The 20553-nt window shown below is 71.6% G+C and carries 13 protein-coding genes; 3 read left to right on the top strand and 10 right to left on the bottom strand.

Annotation, left to right across the window (positions count from 1 at the left end):
• Window positions 1-9: 9 nt before the first annotated feature.
• Window positions 10-5193 carry an endo-alpha-N-acetylgalactosaminidase family protein gene (locus tag B7W94_RS04615; protein ID WP_085605027.1) on the bottom strand — a complete coding sequence of 1728 codons (5184 nt, stop codon included), beginning with the start codon at window positions 5191-5193 and terminating at the stop codon, window positions 10-12.
• Window positions 5194-5378: 185 nt separating this feature from the next.
• Window positions 5379-7196, bottom strand: a complete 1818-nt coding sequence (locus B7W94_RS04610) for a glycoside hydrolase family 35 protein (protein WP_085604797.1) — start codon at window positions 7194-7196, stop codon at window positions 5379-5381.
• A 93-nt stretch (window positions 7197-7289) separates the two neighbouring features.
• Here B7W94_RS04610 and B7W94_RS04605 point away from each other — a divergent pair, with 93 nt between their 5' ends.
• Window positions 7290-8324, top strand: a complete 1035-nt coding sequence (locus tag B7W94_RS04605) for a LacI family DNA-binding transcriptional regulator (protein WP_025104712.1) — start codon at window positions 7290-7292, stop codon at window positions 8322-8324.
• 9 nt (window positions 8325-8333) lie between these two features.
• Here B7W94_RS04605 and B7W94_RS04600 read toward each other — a convergent pair whose 3' ends face one another.
• From B7W94_RS04600 to purM, 3 genes are read right to left on the bottom strand one after another with little or no spacing between them, the layout of a single operon-like run.
• The gene (locus B7W94_RS04600) at window positions 8334-9656 is read right to left on the bottom strand and encodes an MFS transporter (protein ID WP_085604794.1); all 1323 of its coding nucleotides are present in this window, start codon (window positions 9654-9656) and stop codon (window positions 8334-8336) included.
• On the bottom strand, window positions 9656-11128 hold the full coding sequence (gene purF / locus B7W94_RS04595) for an amidophosphoribosyltransferase (RefSeq protein ID WP_025104714.1): 1473 nt from the start codon (window positions 11126-11128) through the stop codon (window positions 9656-9658). The genes B7W94_RS04600 and purF overlap by 1 nt, the downstream gene beginning before the upstream one ends.
• 6 nt (window positions 11129-11134) lie before the next feature.
• Entirely contained in the window at window positions 11135-12247 is a 1113-nt protein-coding gene (purM, locus tag B7W94_RS04590; RefSeq protein WP_085604792.1) for a phosphoribosylformylglycinamidine cyclo-ligase, read from the bottom strand.
• A 232-nt stretch (window positions 12248-12479) separates the two neighbouring features.
• On the opposite strand from purM, the gene B7W94_RS04585 reads away from it, so the two are divergent.
• On the top strand, window positions 12480-13985 hold the full coding sequence (locus B7W94_RS04585; protein WP_085604789.1) for a DUF5979 domain-containing protein: 1506 nt from the start codon (window positions 12480-12482) through the stop codon (window positions 13983-13985).
• A 73-nt stretch (window positions 13986-14058) separates the two neighbouring features.
• On the opposite strand, the gene B7W94_RS04580 is transcribed toward B7W94_RS04585, so the two are convergent.
• From B7W94_RS04580 to B7W94_RS04570, 3 genes are read right to left on the bottom strand one after another with little or no spacing between them, the layout of a single operon-like run.
• Entirely contained in the window at window positions 14059-14625 is a 567-nt protein-coding gene (locus tag B7W94_RS04580) for a DUF3618 domain-containing protein (protein ID WP_085604786.1), read from the bottom strand.
• Window positions 14622-15044 carry a phage holin family protein gene (locus B7W94_RS04575; RefSeq protein ID WP_060923665.1) on the bottom strand — a complete coding sequence of 141 codons (423 nt, stop codon included), beginning with the start codon at window positions 15042-15044 and terminating at the stop codon, window positions 14622-14624. Before B7W94_RS04575 ends, B7W94_RS04580 begins: the two co-directional genes overlap by 4 nt.
• Entirely contained in the window at window positions 15041-15916 is an 876-nt protein-coding gene (locus tag B7W94_RS04570; protein ID WP_025104719.1) for a hypothetical protein, read from the bottom strand. The genes B7W94_RS04575 and B7W94_RS04570 overlap by 4 nt, the downstream gene beginning before the upstream one ends.
• 152 nt (window positions 15917-16068) lie before the next feature.
• Between B7W94_RS04570 and B7W94_RS04565 the strand changes: the two genes are divergently transcribed.
• Window positions 16069-16674: a hypothetical protein gene (locus B7W94_RS04565; protein WP_029989711.1), complete on the top strand. Its 606-nt coding sequence runs from the start codon at window positions 16069-16071 to the stop codon at window positions 16672-16674.
• On the opposite strand, the gene B7W94_RS04560 is transcribed toward B7W94_RS04565, so the two are convergent.
• Window positions 16671-17006, bottom strand: coding sequence for a hypothetical protein (locus B7W94_RS04560; protein ID WP_085604782.1), 336 nt, complete (start codon window positions 17004-17006; stop codon window positions 16671-16673). The two genes, B7W94_RS04565 and B7W94_RS04560, sit on opposite strands and share 4 nt — an antisense overlap.
• A gap of 94 nt (window positions 17007-17100) precedes the next feature.
• A complete protein-coding gene (locus B7W94_RS04555) occupies window positions 17101-20532 on the bottom strand; it encodes an HtaA domain-containing protein (RefSeq protein ID WP_085604779.1) in 3432 nt (1143 codons plus the stop codon).
• Window positions 20533-20553 lie beyond the last annotated feature (21 nt).

Here is a 20553-nt window from a genome sequence, read left to right as displayed (position 1 = left end):
CAGAGGGACTCAGCTGCGTCGCCGCCGCCAGAGCCCCGCGCCGAGGGCGCTCAGCGCGAGAGCCCCGACAGCCACCGCCAGCCAGGTCATCCCCTCGGCGCCGGTCGTGGCCAGCGCCCCACCCGCGGCGGTCGCGGCCGCGGTGACCGCGAGGTCCGCACGAGCGAGCTCGGCGCCCTCGGTGTCCGTCGCGACGAGCGCATGGGCACCCGCGGGCGTGGCCGCCGGGATGAGGACGGTCGCGACCGCGCTGCCGTCGGCGGCGATCGTCACCTCGCCCACGCGGACCGGCTCCGAGTGGAGCCAGAGCTGCACGACCGCCTCGGGGTCGAAGCCGCGGAGCTGCACGCGGAGGGAGTCTCCTGCCACCGCGGTGCCGACCGACGGGGTGAGGACGGCTTTCTTCGCCGGCTTCGCCTTCTTGACCTTGAGGTCCGCACCGGCCGCCTCCGCGCCGGAGGCGTCCTTGACGAGGAAGCGGTGCTTCCCGACCGTCGCATCCGCGGGGATGAGCACGCGGGTGATCAGCGCACCGCGCGCATCGACCGTCGCGTCCCCGAGCCGCACGCCGTCCAGCCAGAACGAGACGGCGGCGTCGGGCGCGAAGCCCGAGAGCACGGCCTCGACCGTCTCCCCTGCCCGCACGGAATCCGCGCCGAGCGTCAGCGCCGGATCGGTCTCCGGAGCGCAGGCCCCGAGGTCGTCCTCGGGTCGCGTCTCGGGTGCGTGCCCGGCCTGCGGGGCGGTGGTGCCGTACACCGCCATCTCCGCCACGGCCGCGAACGGCGTGCCCGAGATCGACGAGGTCGCCGTCACCCGCACGTATCGCGCGGTCGTCGCGGCGAAGTCGACGTCCTGCCACTCCGCGACGTTCTTCCACTCACCCGCCGCCACGTCGGTGAAGGTCTGCCCGTCGGTCGAGACCGCGACCTGGAAGCCCTTGATGGGACCGTTCTGGTTCGCGCCGCGCCGCAGATAGGAGATGCCGTCGACCGTCTCCGCGGAACCGAGGTCGAACGTGAGCACGTGCGGATACCCGGGGGCGTCGCTGCTCCAGCGGCTGTGCCAGAACGTCCCGGCGTTGCCGTCGAGCATGTTCGCCGCTGTGCCGTCCTCACCCGCGGTCTCCTCGGAGCTCGCGGTCGCGGTGATCTGCGCGTTCGGGATGCGGGCGCGGGAGGCCACCGCTGCCTCCTGCGCGGTCTGCACGGTCCGCACGTCGCAGTCGACGAGGTAGGTGGCTGCGATGCCGATGCTCACCGGAGAACCCGCGGCCGACGCCGGTGCCGTCAGCAGCCAGTCCGTCGCCACGCTATCGCCGGGGGCGACCTTCGCGAACAGGTTCGACGACCCGTCTGCGACCTCGACGGTGTAGCCCTCCGGGAGGTCGAGCTGCACGCCGACGTTCTCCGCCAGGATGTCCTCGCTGTTGGTGAAGGTCGTGGTGAACGGCGTCTGCGCCCCAGGGCTCAGGGTCACGGCCTCGCCGGAGACGGTGGCGCACGGCGTGCCGCCCTCCGTCGGACCGAGGTCGGTGACGGTGAAGTCGTCGAGGACGAAGTCGACGTCCGGGCCGCCGACCCGCTCCAGACCGACCCACGTGTAGTCGCCGCACCCCACGATCACGTCCTCCTGGAACGCCGTGGTCTCCAGGGCCTGCACGACGGGGGTGCGACGCAGGGTCGTCGAGGAGATCTCCCCGTCGAGCACGGCGTCGGTGCCGGTCAGCCAGCGGTAGGCCCCGCTCGCGCCGGCCTGGTAGTCGAACCCGATGCGGTAGGTGTGCCCGGCCTGCAGCGGCACCAGTGTGGGGTCGGTCCGGTAGACGACGCCGGAGTTCTCGGAGTGGGACATCAGCGAGTGCTCACCGGTGAGGGTGGAGTCCACCGCCAGGCCCGCGAGGGCTCCGCTGTCGAACGGCTTGGCCGTATTGCGCCAGTCGCTCGTCGTGTACGGGTCGTGGCGCCGCGAGATGCTCGTGCGCGGGTCGTCGATGCCGTTGGCGTCGCCCTTCACGAACGGGCCCCACCCGGGCTGGTTGCCCTCGAAGTCGTTCGAGTACACCGTGCCGGCCGCGGCCGGCGCCGTCGTATCCGCCATCACCCTGGCGTTGTCGATGCGCACCGCCGCGTCGCCGGCGACCGCCGAGACCGAGACGGTCACCTCGCCGGAGGCCGGCGCCAGGAACGACACCGATCCGCGCTGGTAGTACTGTCCGGCCTTCGAGTCGGCGCGCATGTAGTTGTACGTCGGGGACAGGTTCCAGGTGCGGCTCACGACGCCGCCCCCGGTGTCGACCGTGACGCTCACGTCGCGCGTGGCCGTCGGATCGATCTGCACCTGCGCGGAGAACGCGTAGCGCTTCCCGGGGGTGAGGCCGGTGACGGTCTGCGAGATCGCGGAGGGAGACGAGCCGAACACCGCGACGTTGTCGCCCCGTGAGGCGTTCTTCGCCGCACCGAGGTCCGTGCGCTCGATGGTCACGTCGCCCCGGGGGTTCCAGCCGTCGAGCGCGCCCGAGTTGAACCCGGGGTCGGTCAGGCCCGCGTCGCGGTACTCGATCGGCGCCCGCTGCGCTCCGCCCTGAGGCACGACGACGTAGGCCGTCCCCTTCTCACCGGACAGCGTCAGCTTCCCGTCGACCGCGGTGACGGTGCGCACCTTCTCGCGGCCCTGGTCGCCGAGCGCGAACACGTCGAAGGTCGTGTTCCCGCGGAAGGCGTCCGTGAGACCGAAGGTCTTCTCGCCGCCGGAGGCCGTGAAGAAGTACATCTTGTCCGCGTCGACGGGCGAACCCGACTCGTCGCTCGATTCCAGCGACTGCCACGGCAGCAGGTAGGAGTCGCCCCGCAGGACGGTCGCGCCGTCCATCGTGACGACCCGCGTGCCGCCGTCGATCCGGGCGGCCACGTCGTCGGTGAAGGTCGCCTCGACCCCCGCCTCGTACGTCTGCAGGTCGAAGTGCTGCAGGAACTTCGTCGGCAGGCTCTGCGACCAGATGTTGCCGATGAAGCCGTCCCAGTTGCGGTTGCCCACCCAGCCCTCGGCATCGACGAGACGCTGCTGGCCGAGCAGGACGTCGTCGTTCCAGACGTCCGCCTGCGCGTTCTGGATGAACCGCACCATGGTGGAGTTGATGCCCTTGTTGTCCTTGCCGCCGTAGGCGAGGTCGTTCGGCCAGTGCGACCAGACCGTGCTGTCGACGAACTTGTCGCCCCACTCGGTCGCGACCTCGAGATCCATGGCGTTCAGCTCGTCCACGAGCTCCTCGGCCACCCAGCCGTTGGAGTAGTACACGTCGATGTAGACGCCGCTGAGCCCCGGCACCTCGTCCCGCAGCTGCTGGAAGCGGTCGAGCACGCGTCCGGTGCCGAGGTCGGTCTGCTGATTGATGTAGTACGACTGGTCCAGCCAGTTCCAGCCCGGCTTGTAGGGCGGGGTGCCATCGAGGATCGCCGCGTCGAACGCGTCCGCCTGCGGGTAGATCTCCGTCGCGTTGACGTGCACGCTCATGTCGGCGTTGAGCTTCGCCCCCTCGTCGACGAGGCGGTTGAGGTCGGCGAGGCCGCCCGCACGCTCGTTGTAGTTCCCGCCGTAGTCGGTGTTCGCGGAGTCGTGTCCCTCGCTGCCGAAGCCCTTGTTGAGCACCCACTGCCCGAGGCCGTCGGTCTGGTTCGCGATGCGCTTGGTGTTGTCGAGTACGAGGTCGAAGTAGTTCGTGGCGCTCGAGGCGAAGTTGAACGGGATGCGGCTGACCACGCGGTCGGCGACCCGGTCGGCACCGAGGCGCGGGGCGTCGACCTCGCGGTAGCGGATCGCGGCGTCCTGCCAGTCCACGGTCTCGTCGCCGTTGCGGTCGGCGGTGAGGAGCACCGTGACCTTCGGCAGGGCGTAGGTCGTCACCCGGCTGTCGACGGCGGTGGTGGGGTGGATGAGCCAGGTGTTCGAGCCGATCTCCGCGGTCCGGCCGTCGGCCGCGGTCACCCGCGTCGTGAGCCGGGTGTTCCACGAGGCGGTGCCGCCGGAGGCCTGCGTCGTCGCGTTCGTGATCACGCTGCCGGCGAGGGTCCCGTCGCCGAGGAATGCGAAGGCCGCGCCCTTCGTCCCGGTGGCCGTCGCCGCTCCCACCGCGATGTGCTCATCGGCGTTCGTGGTGCTGTTCGGGCTAATCACGGTGCGATCGAGGACGGCGCCGTCCGCGGCCGTCGCGGAGAGGAACGCGTTGTCGGGGAGCGCCAGGGTGTTCACCGCGGCGGAGCCGTCGACTCCGGTGACGGCGAACTCGACCGTGCCGTTCGCCGCGACGCGGATGCTGCTGCGCACCGTGACGTCGATGCCGGTCAGGGTCGAGACGTAGTCGACGCCGCTCGCCGTCGCCGTGGAGGTGGTGGTCGACGCATAGGCGGTGCCGTTGACCGCCCAGGTGCGCGGGGAGCTCTTCTGCCCACCGATGCGGTCATCGCCCACGCGGTAGCCGAGGATCTGCGGGAACGCGGAGGAGACGGTGGCCGTGGTGCCGCCCGCGGCGATCTCGACGGCGTCCCCGGTCTCCGGCTGCTCCGGCGTCTCCGGCTCTGTGACGATCGGCGGGAGCTCCTCGTCGGAGAGCACCTGGATCTCACCGGCGCCGCCGCCCGTGGTGCCCTGCGCGTCGATGACGAGGAGCGCGACGTAGCGGCCGTCCTTCGCGGTCTCCAGCGTGATGCGCTGCTTCTCGTCGTTCGCGGTGGGCGCGTGCAACGTCGCGGCCGCGACGGCGGCGCCCCATCCCCCATCGGCCGGCGAGGTGCGCGCGGCGTCCGCGTCGTCCGTGACGTAGACCTCGACGGTCTTGGCCGCGACGCTCTGCCCGCGCTTGACCGAGTAGTCCAGCGCCTTCACCGAGAGGGACCGCTGCAGGTCGAGGGCGATCCAGTGCGGGAAGGGCGCGTTGGACGAGTACCGCGACGTCCACTGCGTCGCATAGTCGCCGTCGAAGGCGCCGAGAGCCGTGCCGTCGAGCGAGGGCGGCGCCGGATACGGGTCCGATTCGCTGGACACCGCGTGCAACCGGTACTCCGTCTGCGGGACGGGGAGGAGATCGGCGGCCTGCGCAGCGGTCGCGGGGAGGAGCGCTCCGCCGAGCGCGAGAGCCGTCGCCAGCAGGGAGCTGATGGCGACGGCGGTGCGCGGCGGTCGGGAAGGTGTCGACACGTCTTGCCTCTCGAACGGTGCGACGACCGGAGGAAGGGACGCCCCGATGCGCCGCAGGTGGATCATCGATCGGAACCGATGTTTGCGCTATCACGGTAGAGGGACTCTGCGGCTTAAGACAAGAGTCGAGCGTGAAGTATGCGCAAACATTGGCCGAAGGTCACCACCCGCGGCCCGCGTGCGGCTCAGGAGCCGATGAACTCCTCGGTCTCCCCGAAGGACGGCGCCTCCCGGATCTCCACCGTCGCCCCGATGCCGTCGGTGTCGAGCACCACGATCTCGTTGCGCCCGGCACGCCACAGCGGCGCGGGGGCATAGAGCGTCTCCTGCGGACCCACGCTCCAGTAGCGTCCGAGCAGGAATCCGTTCAGCCACACCATGCCCTTGCCGCCACCGGGGAAGGCGAGCCACGCGTCCAGCGGTTCAGCGACATCGAACCCGGCGACGGCGAGGCCGTCCGTTCCGCCCGACGCGACGGCGTCCGCCGCCGGTGCCGTCTGCGGCAGGAGGCGATGCGTCCAGCCGTTCACAAGGCGGCGGCCGATCATCACCCCGCGCATGATGCCCTTGCCCTCGCCGGTGTACGGCCCGTAGTTGATGCGTCCGAGGCTCTCGACGACGAGCGTCAGCCGACCGGAGCCGCCGTCCACGGGGAGAGCGAGAGACGTCTCGCCGTCCCGTTCGAGCACACCGAGGCGGCGGTCGTCGAGGAAGACGACCGCACGATCGTGTAGGCCGTCGATGGTCAGTGTCGCCTCGTCGGGGAACGACACGTCGGCCTCGTAGGCGACGAGGCCGTCCTCCGCCCCGAGCTGCTCGAAGGTCAGTGGACCGGGCGAGAGCGCGCCCGCCGCAGGGGTCGCCCGGACCACGTCGAGTAGACCCGCCTGCCGCTCCAGGGGCGCGGACGCCGCGGACTGCCGCCGCGGCTGGTCGGGGACCGGCGGCAGCGCGTCCGCGTGGAAGGGCGCGAAGAGTGCGCGAAGTGCGTGGAACTTCTTCCCGAGCGTGCCGTCCTCGCCGATCGGGGCGTCGGAGTCGTAGCTGGTCACCGTGGGCTGCAGCACGAGGTCGTGGTTCGCGCCGTTCCACAGGCCGAAGTTGGTGCCCCCGTGCGCCATGTAGAGGCTGACCGAACCGCCCTCGTCGAGGAGCTCGCGGATCGTCCCGCCCATGCTGTCCGCCGACCGCACATGGTGCCGCTCGCCCCAGTGGTCGAACCAGCCGCCCCAGAGCTCGCTGCACATGAGCGCCTCCCCGTGCCGACGCAGGGAGGCCGCCACCGGCACCCCGGTGCCGAACGTGAACGTCGTCATCGCGCCCGGCACGCTCCCGTGCGCGATCATGTCCGGAGTGATCCCGTCGGCCGTCGTCAGCATCTCCACCATGCCCCGTCGCCGGAGCCCGTCACGCAGGTGGGCGAGGTAGGCGGCGTCGCTGCCGAACGATCCGTACTCGTTCTCGATCTGGATCGCCACGATCGGCCCGCCGTACGCGGCCTGCAGGGGCGCGAGCCGCGGAAGCAGCGCGTCGTACCAGGCATCGACGGCGGCGAGGAACGCGGGATCGCTCGTCCGCAGCGCCGCGACCCGCCCGGTGAGCCAGAAGGGGAGACCGCCGTTGGACCACTCCGCGCAGATATAGGGGCTCGGCCGGAGGAACACGTCGAGGCCGACCTCGCCGGCCAGCCGCACGAAGCGCTCGACGTCCTGCCAGCCGTCGAAGCGGATGTCCCCTTCGACCCGTTCGTGGAAGTTCCAGGCGACATAGGTGTCGACCGTGTTCGCGCCCATCGCGGCGAGTCGGCGCAGGCGGTCCTCCCACTGGTCCGGGTGCACGCGGAAATAGTGGATCGAGCCCGACAGGATGCGGTGCGGCGCACCGTCGCGGAGGATCTCCCCGTCGCGCCAGGACAGGGCGGGGGCGCCGGGGGCGGCGGCGTCTGTCGGCGCGGCGACGGCGGTGGAGAAGCCGTCGGAAGCCGCGGCGAGAAGGTCGGACATTGCACTCCCAGCTGAATTGTTTGCGTTCACATTATCGCATCGCCGATGTCCGCGCTCCCTGGTTTTCCGCCGATGGATCGCTACCATTGGGGCATGTCCCCTCGCCGTCCGAAAGACGACCGCGCCCCCAGCCAGGTCGACGTCGCCCGCCTCGCCGGCGTCTCCACCCAGACCGTCTCGCGCGTGATGTCCGGACAGGACAACGTCCGCCCGGAGACCGCACGACGGGTTCTCGCCGCGGTCGAGGAGCTCGGCTACCGGGTGCACGCCGCCGCCGCGTCGCTCGCCTCGGGCCGCACCCGTGTGCTCGGCGTGATCGTGGTCTCGACCGATCGCTACTCCTCCGCCGCGCTCGGCGTCGGCATCCAGCAGGCCGCGGCGGCGAACGGCTACACCGTGACCACGGCGGCGGTGGCCGACCATGCCTCGGACGACGCGTTCCTCGAGGCCTTCGATCGCCTGGAGCGGCAGGGCGCGGAGGGCATCATCCTCGGTGTTCCGATCGCCCTGGACACGCCGGCGATGCGGGCGCGTACCGAACGGACGCCCGCCACCCGGAGTGAGCGCACCTCCCTCGAGGAGGACGCCCCGCTCGCGGTCGACCAGCGCGCGATCGCCCGCCTCGCCGTGGAGCATCTCCTCGACCTCGGCCACGAGACCGTGTGGCATGTCTCCGGCGACGACTACTGGACGGAGACGCAGCAGCGCAGCGAGGCCTGGGAGCAGACGCTCCGCGAGCGCGGCATCGTCCCGCCGCCCGTGATCCCGGCGGACTGGACCCCGGAGTCCGGGTACCGGGCGGGCCGCACGATCGCCGCGATCCCCGAGGCGACCGCGGTCTTCGTCAGCAGCGACGAGATGGCGTTCGGCCTCATCCGCGCCCTGCATGAGGCGGGGCGCAGCGTGCCGGAGGACATCTCCGTCGTGAGCGTCGACGACATCGCCCTCGCCGCCTACGCCTCCCCCGCCCTGACCACCGTCCGTCAGCCGTTCGAGGCCATGGGCCGCGCCGCCGCGCTGCGGCTCATCACCCAGATCGAGGGCCACGACCCGGTCGGCGAGATGCCCTCCACCGACCCGCAGCTCATCGTGCGCTCCTCGACCGCGCCGCCTCGCGTCACGCGCTGACGGCCATCGTCACCAGCGGCCGTGACGCCGCTCCCACTCGTCCTCGATCGTGCGGCGGCGACCGGCGATGATGCCCGCGGGCACCGAGACGACCAGCACCCCTGCCACCACGAGAAGCGGCACCTGCCACCCTCCGCTGGTGTCGTGGAGAAGGCCGACGAGGAGCGGGAACACCGCCGCGATCGCGTAGCCGATGCTCTGCACGAAGCCGCTGAGGGCGACCGCGCTCTCCGGCGTACGGGCCCGGATGCTCAGGAGCACGAGGCTCAGCGGGAACATGATCGCGGTGAGCCCGAAGATCGCCACCCACAGCGGCAGCGCGACGGTCGGGAAGAGCAGGAGACCGGCGAGCCCGACGAGACCGGCCACCACGGCCACGAAGAACAGCGGGCGGGTGGCCTGGAACCGCACGACGAGCACCGGCACGAGCATGGAGCAGGGCAGCCCGACGAGAGCGAACAGCGAGAGCAGGAAGCCGGCGGTCGCCGGGGTCACGCCACCGAGGTCGACGAGGATGGTGGGCAGCCAGGCGAAGGCGACGTAGGCCATGGTCGACGACGTGCCGAACACGAGCGCGAGCGCCCACGTCAACGGCAGCCGCCAGAGCCGGCCGAAGACGCGGGGGCTCGCCGACTGCGTCGTGATCGGCCCGGTCGAGGCGGCGACCGCGTCGCGCACATCGTCCACGCCGTCGGTGGGGTCGGGAACCAGGAGCTCCGTCGGCACCGCGCGGTCGTCGCCGCGGGAGCGCACCAGCAGCGTGACCCAGGGCACGAGCGCGAGGGCGGCCACCACGCCCCACATACCCAGCGAGATCCGCCACCCGAGCGAGTCGGCGACGGGGACGGCGACCAGCGGCGGGAGGAAGGTCGAGACCGCGAGCGTCGTGGAGTATGCGGTCATCATGACGCCGAGCCGGTCGGCGAAGTACTTCTTGACCAGCGGCGGCAGCAGGACGTTGCCCGACCCCACGCCGGCGAACACGACGGCGGTCGCCGCGAGCAGACTCCAGGAGTCGGGGGCGAGGCCGCGCAGCAGCATGCCCGCCGCCATCAGCACGATCGCCACGACCGCCATCCGCTCCAGCCCGAACCGGCGCTCGAACAGCGGGGTCAGCAGTCCGAACAGCGCGAAGCAGACGGGCGGAGCCGCGCCGATCAGCCCCACGATCACCGGGGCCACCGGGAAGTCCTCGGCGACGTGGTCGAGGACAGGAGAGAGCGAGGCGACGGCCGATCGCAGCGAGAACGCGACCAGCACGATCCCGATCAACGCGAGGGCGCGCCCCTGCCAGAGGGGTCGGCCCTGCGGCGAGCTCAGGGACCCGGACATCAAGAGGTCTGCGACCCCTCCACCCAGGCGAGGTACTCGTCGGTGACGGTGCCGGTGACGTAGCGGCCGTCGAAGCAGCTCATGTCGAGGTCTTCCAGTACGGAACCCTCGGTGATCGCGGCCTTCAGGTCGTCGACCTCCTGGTACACGAGGTGGTCGCAGCCCAGCTCCTCCGCGATCTCGGGGATCGTGCGGCCGTGGGCGATGAGCTCGTGCCGCGAGGGCATGTTGATGCCGTACACGTGCGGGTGCCGGACGGGCGGGGCGGCGGAGGCGAAGGTCACCGAGGCGGCTCCGGCATCCCGGGCCATCTGGATGATCTCCTTCGAGGTGGTGCCGCGCACGATGGAGTCGTCGATCAGCAGCACGTTCTTGCCCTGGAACTCCGTCGACATGGCGTTGAGCTTCTGACGGACGCTCTTCTTGCGCACCGCCTGCCCCGGCATGATGAAGGTGCGGCCGACGTAGCGGTTCTTGTAGAAGCCCTCGCGGTACTCGATGCCGAGCTTGCGGGCGACCTCCATGGCCGCGGGACGGGACGAGTCGGGGATCGGCATGACCACGTCGATCTTGTCCATCGGGACGTGCTTCGCGATCGTGTCGGCGAGCTTGTCGCCCATCCGCAGGCGGGACTCGTACACCGAGATGCCGTTCATGACGGAGTCCGGACGAGCGAGGTAGACGTACTCGAAGGCGCAGGGCGCGAGGTGCGTCTCGGTGGCGCACTGCTTCGTGAACAGCTCGCCCTCGTTCGTGATGAACACGGCCTCGCCGGGCTCGACCTCGCGCACGACCTCGTAGTCGCCGTTCTCCAGCACGAGGGACTCGCTCGCCACGACCCACTCGTCCTTGCCCTCGGCTCCGGGGACCGTGGACGGGCGGCGGCCCAGGATCAGCGGACGGATGCCGAACGGATCGCGGAAAGCGAGCAGGCCGTAGTTGGCGATGACGGCGATCACCGCGTACGCGCCCTCGATGCGGTCATGCGTACGGGCGACGGCCTCGAAGATCCGGTCCGGGTCGAGGTCGACCGTGGAGGTCGTGGCCTGCAGTTCACCGGCGAGCACGTTGAGCAGCAGCTCGGTGTCGCTGGACGAGTTCAGGTGCCGACGGTCGCGCTGCGCCATGTCGGCGGCGAGCTCGCGGGTGTTCGTGAGATTGCCGTTGTGGATGAGGATGATGCCGTAGGGCGCGTTCACGTAGAACGGCTGCATCTCCTCTTCACTGGACGCGGTGCCCTTGGTGGCGTAGCGGACGTGGCCGAGACCGACGTTGCCCAGCAGTCCGCGCATGTCGCGGGTGCGGAACGCCTCGCGCACCATCCCCTGGGCCTTGGCGTTGTGCATGACGCCGTTCGCCTCGGCGGTGGCGATACCCGTCGCGTCCTGCCCGCGATGCTGCAGCAGCAGGAGGGCGTCGTAGATGTCCTGATTGACCGGGGCAGAGCCCACCATTCCGACGATGCCGCACATGGGCTCTTACTTCGCTCCGTCCGCGTAGGCGCCGACGAGGCGCACTGCTCCACCATCGACGCCCTTGGCGCCCTGTTCGAATTCACCGGCCGGACGCGGGCCGAAGCCCACCGTGCCGACCTGCCAGGAGGGCATGCCCTCGGCGTTCAGCGCCGCGATCGCGGCGTCCGTCCTGTCCGCCGCCACCACGGCGAGGAATCCGACGCCGAGGTTCCAGGTACCCTCGGCGGATTCCAGCGTGGAACCGGCGATGTCGCTCAGCACGCGGAACACCGGGCTCGGCGACCAGGTGCTGCGGTCGACCTCGACCCAGCTTCCCTGGGGGAGCACGCGCGCGAGGTTCGCCGCGATGCCGCCGCCGGTGACGTGGCTCAGCGCGTGGACCCCGCCGGAGGCCTCGATCAGGCGCAGCAGCGGCAGCGTGTAGAGGCGCGTGGGCTCGAGCAGAGCCTCGCCCCAGGTCGACCCGAAGTCTGCGGAGTTGTCGCCGTAGGAGATCCCGGCTCGGGTGATGATGTGGCGCACGAGCGAGTAGCCGTTGGAGTGCAGGCCGCTGGAGGCGACCGCGATGACCGCATCGCCGTCCTGCACGCGCTCCGCGCCGAGGATGGCGTCGGCCTCGACCACGCCCGTCGCCGCGCCGGCGACGTCGTAGTCGCGCGGGCCGAGGAGACCGGGGTGCTCCGCCGTCTCGCCGCCGACGAGCGCGGTGCCCGTCGCGGCGCACGCCTCGGCGATGCCGCGCACGATGTCGGCGATCCGCTGGGGGACGACCTTGCCGCAGGCGATGTAGTCGGTCATGAACAGGGGCTTCGCGCCCACCACGACGATGTCGTCGACGACCATGCCGACCAGGTCCTGGCCGATCGTGTCGTGCTTGTCGATGGCCTGCGCGATGGCGACCTTGGTGCCGACGCCGTCGGTGCTGGTCGCGAGCAGCGGACGCCGGAAGTCGCGCAGGGCGCTGGCGTCGAACAGACCGGCGAAACCGCCGACACCGCCGAGCACCTCGGGGCCGTGCGTCGCGCGCACGGACGACTTCATCAGTTCGACGGCGAGGTCACCCGCCGCGGTGTCGACGCCGGCTTCGGAATAGGGGTTGGTGGGGGAGGCAGCCACTCGAACAGCCTACCGCCCGCGGGCGCCCCGTCGGCTCGCGGTCCGCTTCGAGCGCGGGGCGGATCGAGCGATATCGAAACGTCCTCATCTGTAGCGTAATCATCCGCGCATGTGAGAGTCTGTCGGCGAATCGGGCGGGCTCGACGACCGGGTGTCCCGGAAAGAACAGGAGAGGTGGACTGTGCGCATACAGAAGAAGAGAACGGAGCGACGACGCAGGCGAAGCCGGGGCGTGGCGAGCAGCGCCGTCGCCCTCCTGGCCCTGGTCGGACTCGCGGTGCCGCCGACGGCGCAGGCGGCGGAGCTGGATGCCATCACGGCGGTGACGGTGGTGGAACCGACAGGCGACATCCACCTGTACGACACCCTCCGACTCGAGGCCACCTGGGCCGTTCCGGACAGCGCGCAACCGGGGGACACCTTCTCGCTCGCCTTTCCCACGACGCCCCGCTTCGTCGGGGTGGCTGCGACGTTCCCCCTGCGGGACCCCGCCGGCGCGACCGTCGGCACCTGCACCGTCGCGGCGACCGCCATCGCCTGCACGCTGAGCGACTACGTCCTCACGCATGACAACGTCCACGGCACCCTGTTCTTCCAGATGAAGGCGGAGGAGACCACCGAGGAGGACACCGTGACGTTCACCACCGGGGACGGTGGTCCGATCACCGTGGAGATCCCCGGCGGCGGCGTGGGCCCCCAGCGCCCGGAGCCGGTGCCGACGGATGCGACCAAGTCGGGCGTGCAGACGACCGACGGGACGATCGAGTGGTACATCTGGATCCCCGGACGACTGCTCGGTGGAGAACGCCCGCCCCTCACGGACACCGCGACCCCGGGACTGAACCTGCTGCCCGACACCGTGGCGATCGGCTCGGTCGCGACCGACGCGTGGGCAGGCGGCCTGTTCGACCCGGCGGACTTCCACCCGCTCGCGGCCGGGTCGGACTTCGTCCTCACTCCGGGCACCGCGAGCTCGTCGTTCACCGTGGAGCTCACGGCGCCGGCGCAGGCAGACCGCCTGTATCGGCTGTCGTATCAGACCGAGCTGCCGGCGGATGCGCACAACGGCCAGGTGTTCGCGAACACCGTCTCCGGATCGAGCGTCACCACCACCACGGCGACCGTGACCGCGAGCGTGGCGGGCGGCGACGGCGAAGGGGACGGGCGCGGCGGGTTCTCGGTCGCGAAACGGATCGTCGGCGAGGGAGCATCCCTCGTCCCGACCGATGCGACGTTCGCCGTCGACTACTCCTACCCCAGCGCGGACGGTGCGGTGACCGGAACGCTCATGCTGCCCGCGGACGGCACCGCGCGCGACGTCGCGCAGATCCCGGTGGGCGCGGTCGTGACGCTGTCCGAGCACACCGCGGAGGCCGTGCCCGGTGTCGGGTGGGGAAGCCCGCAGTTCACCGGCGACGGGGTGACCGCGACCGACGGAGGCGCACAGCTCACGATCAGCGCGGATTCCGTCGTGACCGTCGAGCTGCGTAACCCGACCACGCTCTCCCCGCCGTCCCCGACCACGCCGCCGACCACGGTCGAGCCGCCCTCCCCCTCGGCTCCCGCGACGCCGCCCGCTCCCCCCTCCCGGGGCCTCGCGGCCACCGGCGGCGACGCCGGCGGCCTGATCGGACTCGCCGCCGGGGCGGTGCTGGCCCTCGCGGCGGGGGTCCTGCTCAGCCGGCGCGTCCGGACCCGCGCAGACTCCGCACCGGGACGCACCGGCATCGAGACCTGACCCGGCCCGCGGCACGCGAAGGGCCCGGTCCGACGGATCGGACCGGGCCCTTCCTGTGGCGGGTGCGCGGGGATCAGTTCCCGCCGGCGACGTTGTCGCGGGCGTCCTGCGCGCTGCTCTTGACCTCGTCGACCGCGTGGGTCGCGTCGTCACGGACGTGGGCGGCGGCACCGGCGGCCTCGTCCTTGACGGCGGCGAAGGCCTCCTGTGCCGGCTCCTTGAGATCCTGGCCGATGGTCTTGGCGACGTCGGTCGCCTCATCGACGAGAGGCTGGGCCTTCTCCTTGATGTCTTCGGCCAGTTCCTTCTCCTTCGAGGAGGCGGGGATGACGGCGGCCACGACGAGCCCCGCAGCGAAGGCCATGAGCCCCACCGCCAGCGGGTTGCCCTGCGCCTTGGCCACGGTGTGCCGTCCGGCGTCGGCGACCGAGGAGGAGGCATCCTCCAATCGGTCCCCGGCGTCGTCGGCGGCGCCCATGACACGGTCGACCGCCGAGCGCACGGCGCCCTTCATCTTCTGCGTCTGCCGGTGCACGACCTTCGAGGGGGTGACCTTGTCGGCGAGGGCATCGACATCCCTGCCGAACTCCGCTCGGGTCCGCTCGATGTCGGCGCGGATCGCGTCGGGTGAATCGCTCATTTGTTCTCCTCATTCCTCTTCACCGCATCAGGGATGCGCTTGAGGCTGTCCACGGTGCGCGGAGCCCCTTCGATGCTCTTCAACTGCTTGCGTCCCATCACGAACAGGACGAGGGCGATCACCGCCCAGATGACGGCGACGATCACGGCCGACCAGCCGAGGCCGGTGACATAGGCCCCGAGGGCCCACCAGAGGGCGACCGACAGGAAGAACACGGCCATGAGTGCGCCGTATCCCGCTCCGCCGAGCATCCCCGCCCCCCGGCCCGCGCGCGTGGCGGACTGCTTGAGCTCGGCCTTGGCGAGCTCCAGCTCCTGCCGCATGAGGGTCGACAGATCGGTGGTGACCTCGCTGAGCAGATCGCCGAGTGACGTGGTCTCGGCCTTCTGCTCCGAGGGCGTGGGGGTGGCGTCGGTCATGGTCGCCCCTCTTCGTCGGATCCGCGGGTGGCGGCGTCGGTGCGGTCGTAGAGCGGGGTGTCCCCGTCGTCGACCGTCTCGCCGCGCGGCGTGACGCCCCACGGGGCGGTGCCGGCGTCGATCCCGCTCATGCCGTCCGGCGCTCCGGGCACGGTGCCGTCGGTGGGCAGCGGCGGCTCACCGAGAGTGGTGTTCTCTGCGGTGCCCGCGCCTCCGACCACTCCCGCGGCGCCCGCGCTGCCGGGGACGGCGCCGGGCGTGGTCGCCGGGGCGACGACGGGACGCGGCGGGACCGCGGGTGCCGCCGCTCCCGCCACCGACGGGGAGCCGGAGCCCGATGCCGCGCCGGACGAGGCGGACTCCGCGGCGCCCTCGGAGAGCGCCCTGGTCAGCCGGCCGGCGACGAGACCGGCGAGTGCGGCCACCGCGATGAACGTGCCGGGCTTCGCCCGCGCGTAGGACTTCACCTCGGTGAGCAGCGACCCGGGGTCGCGGTCGCCGATCCAGCCCGCGATGCCCTGGATGCGCGTCGATGCCTGGCGCACGAGGTCGGCGGCGACACCGCCGTCGGAACGCTCCGCCATCGTGCCCAGCTCCCCGCCCACGGACCGGAGTCCGTCCGCGACGCGGCGCTGCTGCACCGCCGCCTGCTCCGACAGCTCCGTCTTGGTCTGGTGGTACAGGTCGCGCACCTGATCCTTGGCCTCGTGGGCGACCGCCCCCGCTTCGGCCTTTGCCGTCTCGACGACGTCCGCGGCCTGGCCCTTCGCCGTGTCGGCGACACCCGCGGCCTCATGCGCGGCGGTCCGGACGGCGCCCGGAGACTCGGTCGTACCGCTGCCCGCGGCACCTTCTGCATTGCTCTGCGACATCGTTCTTCCTCTCGACTCCCGCCGACGGCCGCCGACGTGTGAGCAGGTTTACCCCCGGGTGCGGCGATCACAGCGAGGGTTGACGCGGCTCGCAGTGGGCATTACCGTGCCGGGACTCCGCACGGCTGCCGCACCCGCCTACGATGGGGGCCATGGCCGACAAGCCGCAGTGGCTCATCCGCGAAGACGCGAGCGTCCCCGTGCTCGTCGCGCTCGCCCTGCGCCAGCTGCTGGGCATCAGGGCGCCCCTCGATCTGCCGTCCCTCCGCGACCTGTCCGTGCGCGCGCCCGATGCTCCGGACGCCTCCCCCGAGGTCGAGACGCAGTGGCAGGGCTACTGGGACATGACCGTGGAGCCGCGGGCCCACCACTCCGGCGTCCCGCTCGAGCTGATCGACGGTTTCGACACCCTGGTGGCCCTCCCGGCGACCGGCGCCGAAGCGCTCTCGACCGCGATCCGTCCGCATGCCGGCACTGCGCTCCGGTATGCCAACGCCGCGCACGACCGATACGTCGGGTCGATGAAGAGCCACACGGGCGGAGACGCCTATCGGGCGTACGCGAGCGCGATCGCGGAGTTCGAACGCGATATCGGACGCCGCGCGCACTCGTTCGAGCTGAACGTGCAGGTGCTGCCGCTGTCGCAGCGCGGGATCTGGTGGATCGGCGACCTCACGGTCGCGGTGACCGATGGGCTCCGCCGGGACGTCGTGGCGTTCGACTCCGCCATCCGTCCGGTGATCGCCGAGCTCGCCTAGGCGCGGTCGGTCGTCGTGTCGTCCTCGTCGATGACGGTCTCCCGGTCGACCCTCACGACGCGGTCATGGCGACGGGCGATCCGCTCGAGAACGAGACCGGCGACGCCACCCAGCGCCAGCCCGATCGGCACGGTCCACAGCAGCAGGAAGCCGAAGACCTGACCAGGCGGGTAGACGACGTCGAGCGCCTGCGACTGCTCGAAGCTGCCGACCATGGTCAGGATGCCGGCGGCGATGATGCCCAGCACGACCCCGATGCCCATGAGCACGCCGTACCGCGGTACGCGGCGCACGGTCGCTTCGACGGTCTGGTGGGTGTCGTGGGAGGGCATGCCTCCATTGTCCCACCCTCTGCGGGCGTACGCAGCCGCACACGGAACCGCCCTCCCCGATCACCGGGGAGGGCGGTTCCGGTAGCCGCCGGACTCAGACCTCGGTCGTCGTCTCGGCCGGCTCCCCCCTCCGGGTGCGCCGCACGATCAGCACCCCGCCCGTCGCGGCCAGCGCCACGACCACCAGACCGCCCACGATCCAGGGCCACACCGGAGCTTCCTCGGTGGCGACCGGCGCGCTGATCGCGGTCACCGCCGCGTCCGCCTCGGCCTCCGGCTCGGACTCCTCCTCGGCGGGAGTGCCGCAGGCGCCGTCGACCGGGATCACGGCGGACACCGGGTCGAGCTCCTCGCCCGCCTCATACGTGCCGAACGCGGAGGCACCGGCCGCGGTCAGCGTCGTGGGAACCGCATCGAGGGTCAGCGCGCCGTCGACGACGGCGGCGTCCGCGAGGGCGAACTCGGCGAGACGCACGCCCTCTTGCGCCACGGCTTCTCCGGCCTGCGTGGTTCCGGTCACGTCGAACACGAGGTAGCCGGTGTCGCCCGTGAGCTCGACCCGCGCATTCGCCAGCGTCGTGTTCAGCGCCCCATCGTGGCCCGTGAAGGTGATGCTGCCGCCGTAGGTGACCAGGCCCGAGCCCGCCGCGTCGTCCAGCGAACCGGTGCCGTTCGACCACACGAAGGCGGGGTACTCGTAGGCCACGTCGGTGAGCGTCCAGCCGCCCCGCGCGATGCCCTCGATGTACGTGCGGAACGACTCCTTGTAGCCCCAGTGCAGGGTCGCCCCCTCGACCGTGCACACGCCGATCTCCGTGGTCGCTCTGGCGAGCGTGAACGCGAGACCGCGATCGACCGAGCCCTGGAAGGTGAGCGTGTGCTCGCCGTCCGCGAGTGTGGCCGGGAGGGCACCCGACCACGTCGCGACGCCCGCCGCGTCGGCCGTCACCGTGCCGAGCAGCACCGGGGTCGAGTACACGACCACCTTGATGCCCTCCTCGTTCGCACGGAAGCCGGAGGCGGAGACCGTGGCCGTCTTCCCGGCGGCGAGCGCGGCGAGGTTCTCCTCGTCGACCTCGATGCCGGCCGCCGTCGGCGCGGTCGTCGGGAGCGTGGCCTTCGGGACGACCGCGGCCGCCGCGACCGTTCCCGTCGTACCCGACGGAGCGGCGGCGACGGAGCCGATCGTGAACGAGACGGGGTTGAGCGTGGTGCCGTACCCCGAGAGGACGCGGTCGCGTCCGGCATCCGTGAGGGCGGCGGGTGCCGCCGTGTAGGTAACGGCGCCACCGGCCGCCGTGCGGACGGCGCGGGAGAGGTCGAGGGTCGCGAACGGCACCTGCGCACCCCCGCTCGTCACGAACAGCGTGGCGGAGGACGCCGAGGTGATCCGGATCATCGGATCGGCGACCGTGACGTCGAGCACCCCGTGGTGGCCGGTGAAGCGCACGGCACCGCGGTAGACGACACTGCCGCGTCCGGAAGCCGCGTCGAAGTCGCCGCCCACGGTCTGCCCGAACTGGAACTGGCCGCCGGACCGGGTGGCGCCACCGGACACGGCGATCGCGCCCTGGGCGATCGGGCCGGTGATGTAGTTCGTGAACGAGGACGAGATGGCCCAGCGCAGCGACCCGCCGGGGACGGTCGCGGCCGGCTTCGCCGGCGTCACCGGGGGCTTCGGCGTGACCGGGGGCTTCGGCTCGGTCGGCTTCTCGCCGAGCAGTGCGCGCCACTGCGCGTCGGTGATCGTGACCGCTGCGCGCGCGTAGATGGTGTCGGCGGTCGGCATCGTGTGCTGCTGCCACACGATCGCCTCGTATGTCTTCGTCCGGTCGAGGTTCTTCGCCGCCGCGTTCAGGTCGACGGCGAAGACTCCGAAGCCGATGTTCCGGACGTACTGCATGGCGAGGAAGCCGCCGCCGGCGGTCACCTCGGACTCCGTCCCCGCCTCGATGAGCGCCACGTAGGCGCCGGTGACCGCGCCGAGCTCGGCGGCAGTGACCTTCACCGTGAGCCCGTCCGCGGCGGTGGCGCCGGTGACGACGGTCGTGACCGACGGTCCGGAGGAGGGCAGCAAGGCGTTCCACTGCGCGTCGGTGACCGTGACGGTGGAGCGCGCGTAGATGGTGTCCGCGGTCGGCATCGTGTGCTGCTGCCACACGATCACCTCGTACGTCTTCGAGCGGTCCAGAGCACTCGCCGCCGCGGTCAGGTCGACGCTGAAGCCGCCGCCGGTGATGCCGCGCACGTACTGCATCGCGAGGAAGCCGCCTCCGGCGGTGACGTCGGCTTCCGTACCCTTCTCGATCAGCGCGGCGTAGGCACCGGAGACGGCACCGAGCTTCGTCGCCGCGGCCGTGACCGTGAGGCCGTCCTCGGCCGTCGCCGCGGTCACGGTGGTCGTCAGCCCCGAGGCGATGCGGTAGTCCAGAGCGACGCTGCGCTCCTGGTCGGCGTTGACGACACCGCCTGCCGGGTAGGTGTACACGCCGTAGGAGCCGGGCGTCGCCGGGGTGTCCTTGAGCGTGAGCGTGACCTGGAACGAGCCGTCGGGCGAGATGTCCACCCACTGTGCGCGGATCGCACCCTGGTACTGCGTCGGGACCTGGGTCAGCACATCCTCGGCGAGCGCCCAGGCCTGAGCACCGACCGAACGCGCCGAGGACGGCGCCCCCTGCGAGGGCTGCCACGTCGCGGCGAAGTTGCCGAAGACCACATAGGCGCCCTGGGGCAGGTTCGACGGGATCGGGACGCCGCGTCCGCCGACGTTCGCGGTCGGGTCGTATCCGGTGCCCTTGACGACGATCTCGTCGCCGGCCTGGAGGCGAGCGCCCGCAGCGGGCGTCGTGCCGTCGGCGAGGAACACCTCGATGGCGGCTTCGGCGGGCGCCGGCTCGGTCTCGCCCGGGGCCGTCTCCCCGGGCTCCGTCTCCCCGGGCTCCGTCTCCCCGGGCTCGGTCTCCCCGGGCTCGGTCTCCCCGGGCTCCGTCTCGCCGGGAGTCGTCTCTCCCGGCTCCGTCTCACCCGGCTCCGTCTCACCCGGCTCGACGGGCGTCGTTCCGAAGACCGTGTCCCACTGCGCAGACGTCACCGTGACGTCGCCGCGGCCGTAGATCGTGGCGGCTGTCGGCGCGGTGTGCTGCTGCCAGACGAGCACCTCGTACGTCTTCGTCCGGTCCAGGGACGCCACGGGCGCCTGCAGCGTGAAGGACGCGGCCCCCTGCTGCACGCTCGGGAAGGGCAGCGCGAACGCGGCGTAGCCACCACCGGCGGAGATGCCGCTCTCGGTGCCCGACACGATCAGTGCGGCATAGACGCCCGTCACGTCGGGCAGGCCCTCGGCCCGCACCTGCACGGTGAGGCCGCTGGTGTCGGCGGATGACACCGCCGCGGTGACGGTCGCCGCAGCCGCATGGGCCGGTGGGCTGACCATCGCCCCGGCGGCGACGAGGACGAAGGAGACGAGGGCGGCGAGCAGGACACGCAGGCGTGTGCTCGCTGAGGGCGTATGTGCTGTGGCGTTCACGGTTCTCCGCGGCGCGCGGGG

Origin of the sequence: Microbacterium sp. LEMMJ01 (assembly GCF_002114135.1) — a bacterium.
In the GTDB taxonomy this organism is placed as follows: domain Bacteria; phylum Actinomycetota; class Actinomycetes; order Actinomycetales; family Microbacteriaceae; genus Microbacterium.
The sequence above is the reverse complement of the archived record's forward strand: the minus strand, read 5'-3'. Positions and strand labels throughout refer to the sequence as shown.

Bases quoted from the DNA above. Each gene is read 5' to 3' on its own strand.
- B7W94_RS04610 (WP_085604797.1), bottom strand. From the start codon at position 7,196: ATGTCCGACCTTCTCGCCGCGGCTTCCGACGGCTTCTCCACCGCCGTC.
- B7W94_RS04605 (WP_025104712.1), top strand. From the start codon at position 7,290: ATGTCCCCTCGCCGTCCGAAAGACGACCGCGCCCCCAGCCAGGTCGAC.
- B7W94_RS04600 (WP_085604794.1), bottom strand. From the start codon at position 9,656: ATGTCCGGGTCCCTGAGCTCGCCGCAGGGCCGACCCCTCTGGCAGGGG.
- purF (WP_025104714.1), bottom strand. From the start codon at position 11,128: ATGTGCGGCATCGTCGGAATGGTGGGCTCTGCCCCGGTCAATCAGGAC.
- B7W94_RS04580 (WP_085604786.1), bottom strand. From the start codon at position 14,625: ATGAGCGATTCACCCGACGCGATCCGCGCCGACATCGAGCGGACCCGA.
- B7W94_RS04575 (WP_060923665.1), bottom strand. From the start codon at position 15,044: ATGACCGACGCCACCCCCACGCCCTCGGAGCAGAAGGCCGAGACCACG.
- B7W94_RS04570 (WP_025104719.1), bottom strand. From the start codon at position 15,916: ATGTCGCAGAGCAATGCAGAAGGTGCCGCGGGCAGCGGTACGACCGAG.
- B7W94_RS04565 (WP_029989711.1), top strand. From the start codon at position 16,069: ATGGCCGACAAGCCGCAGTGGCTCATCCGCGAAGACGCGAGCGTCCCC.
- B7W94_RS04560 (WP_085604782.1), bottom strand. From the start codon at position 17,006: ATGCCCTCCCACGACACCCACCAGACCGTCGAAGCGACCGTGCGCCGC.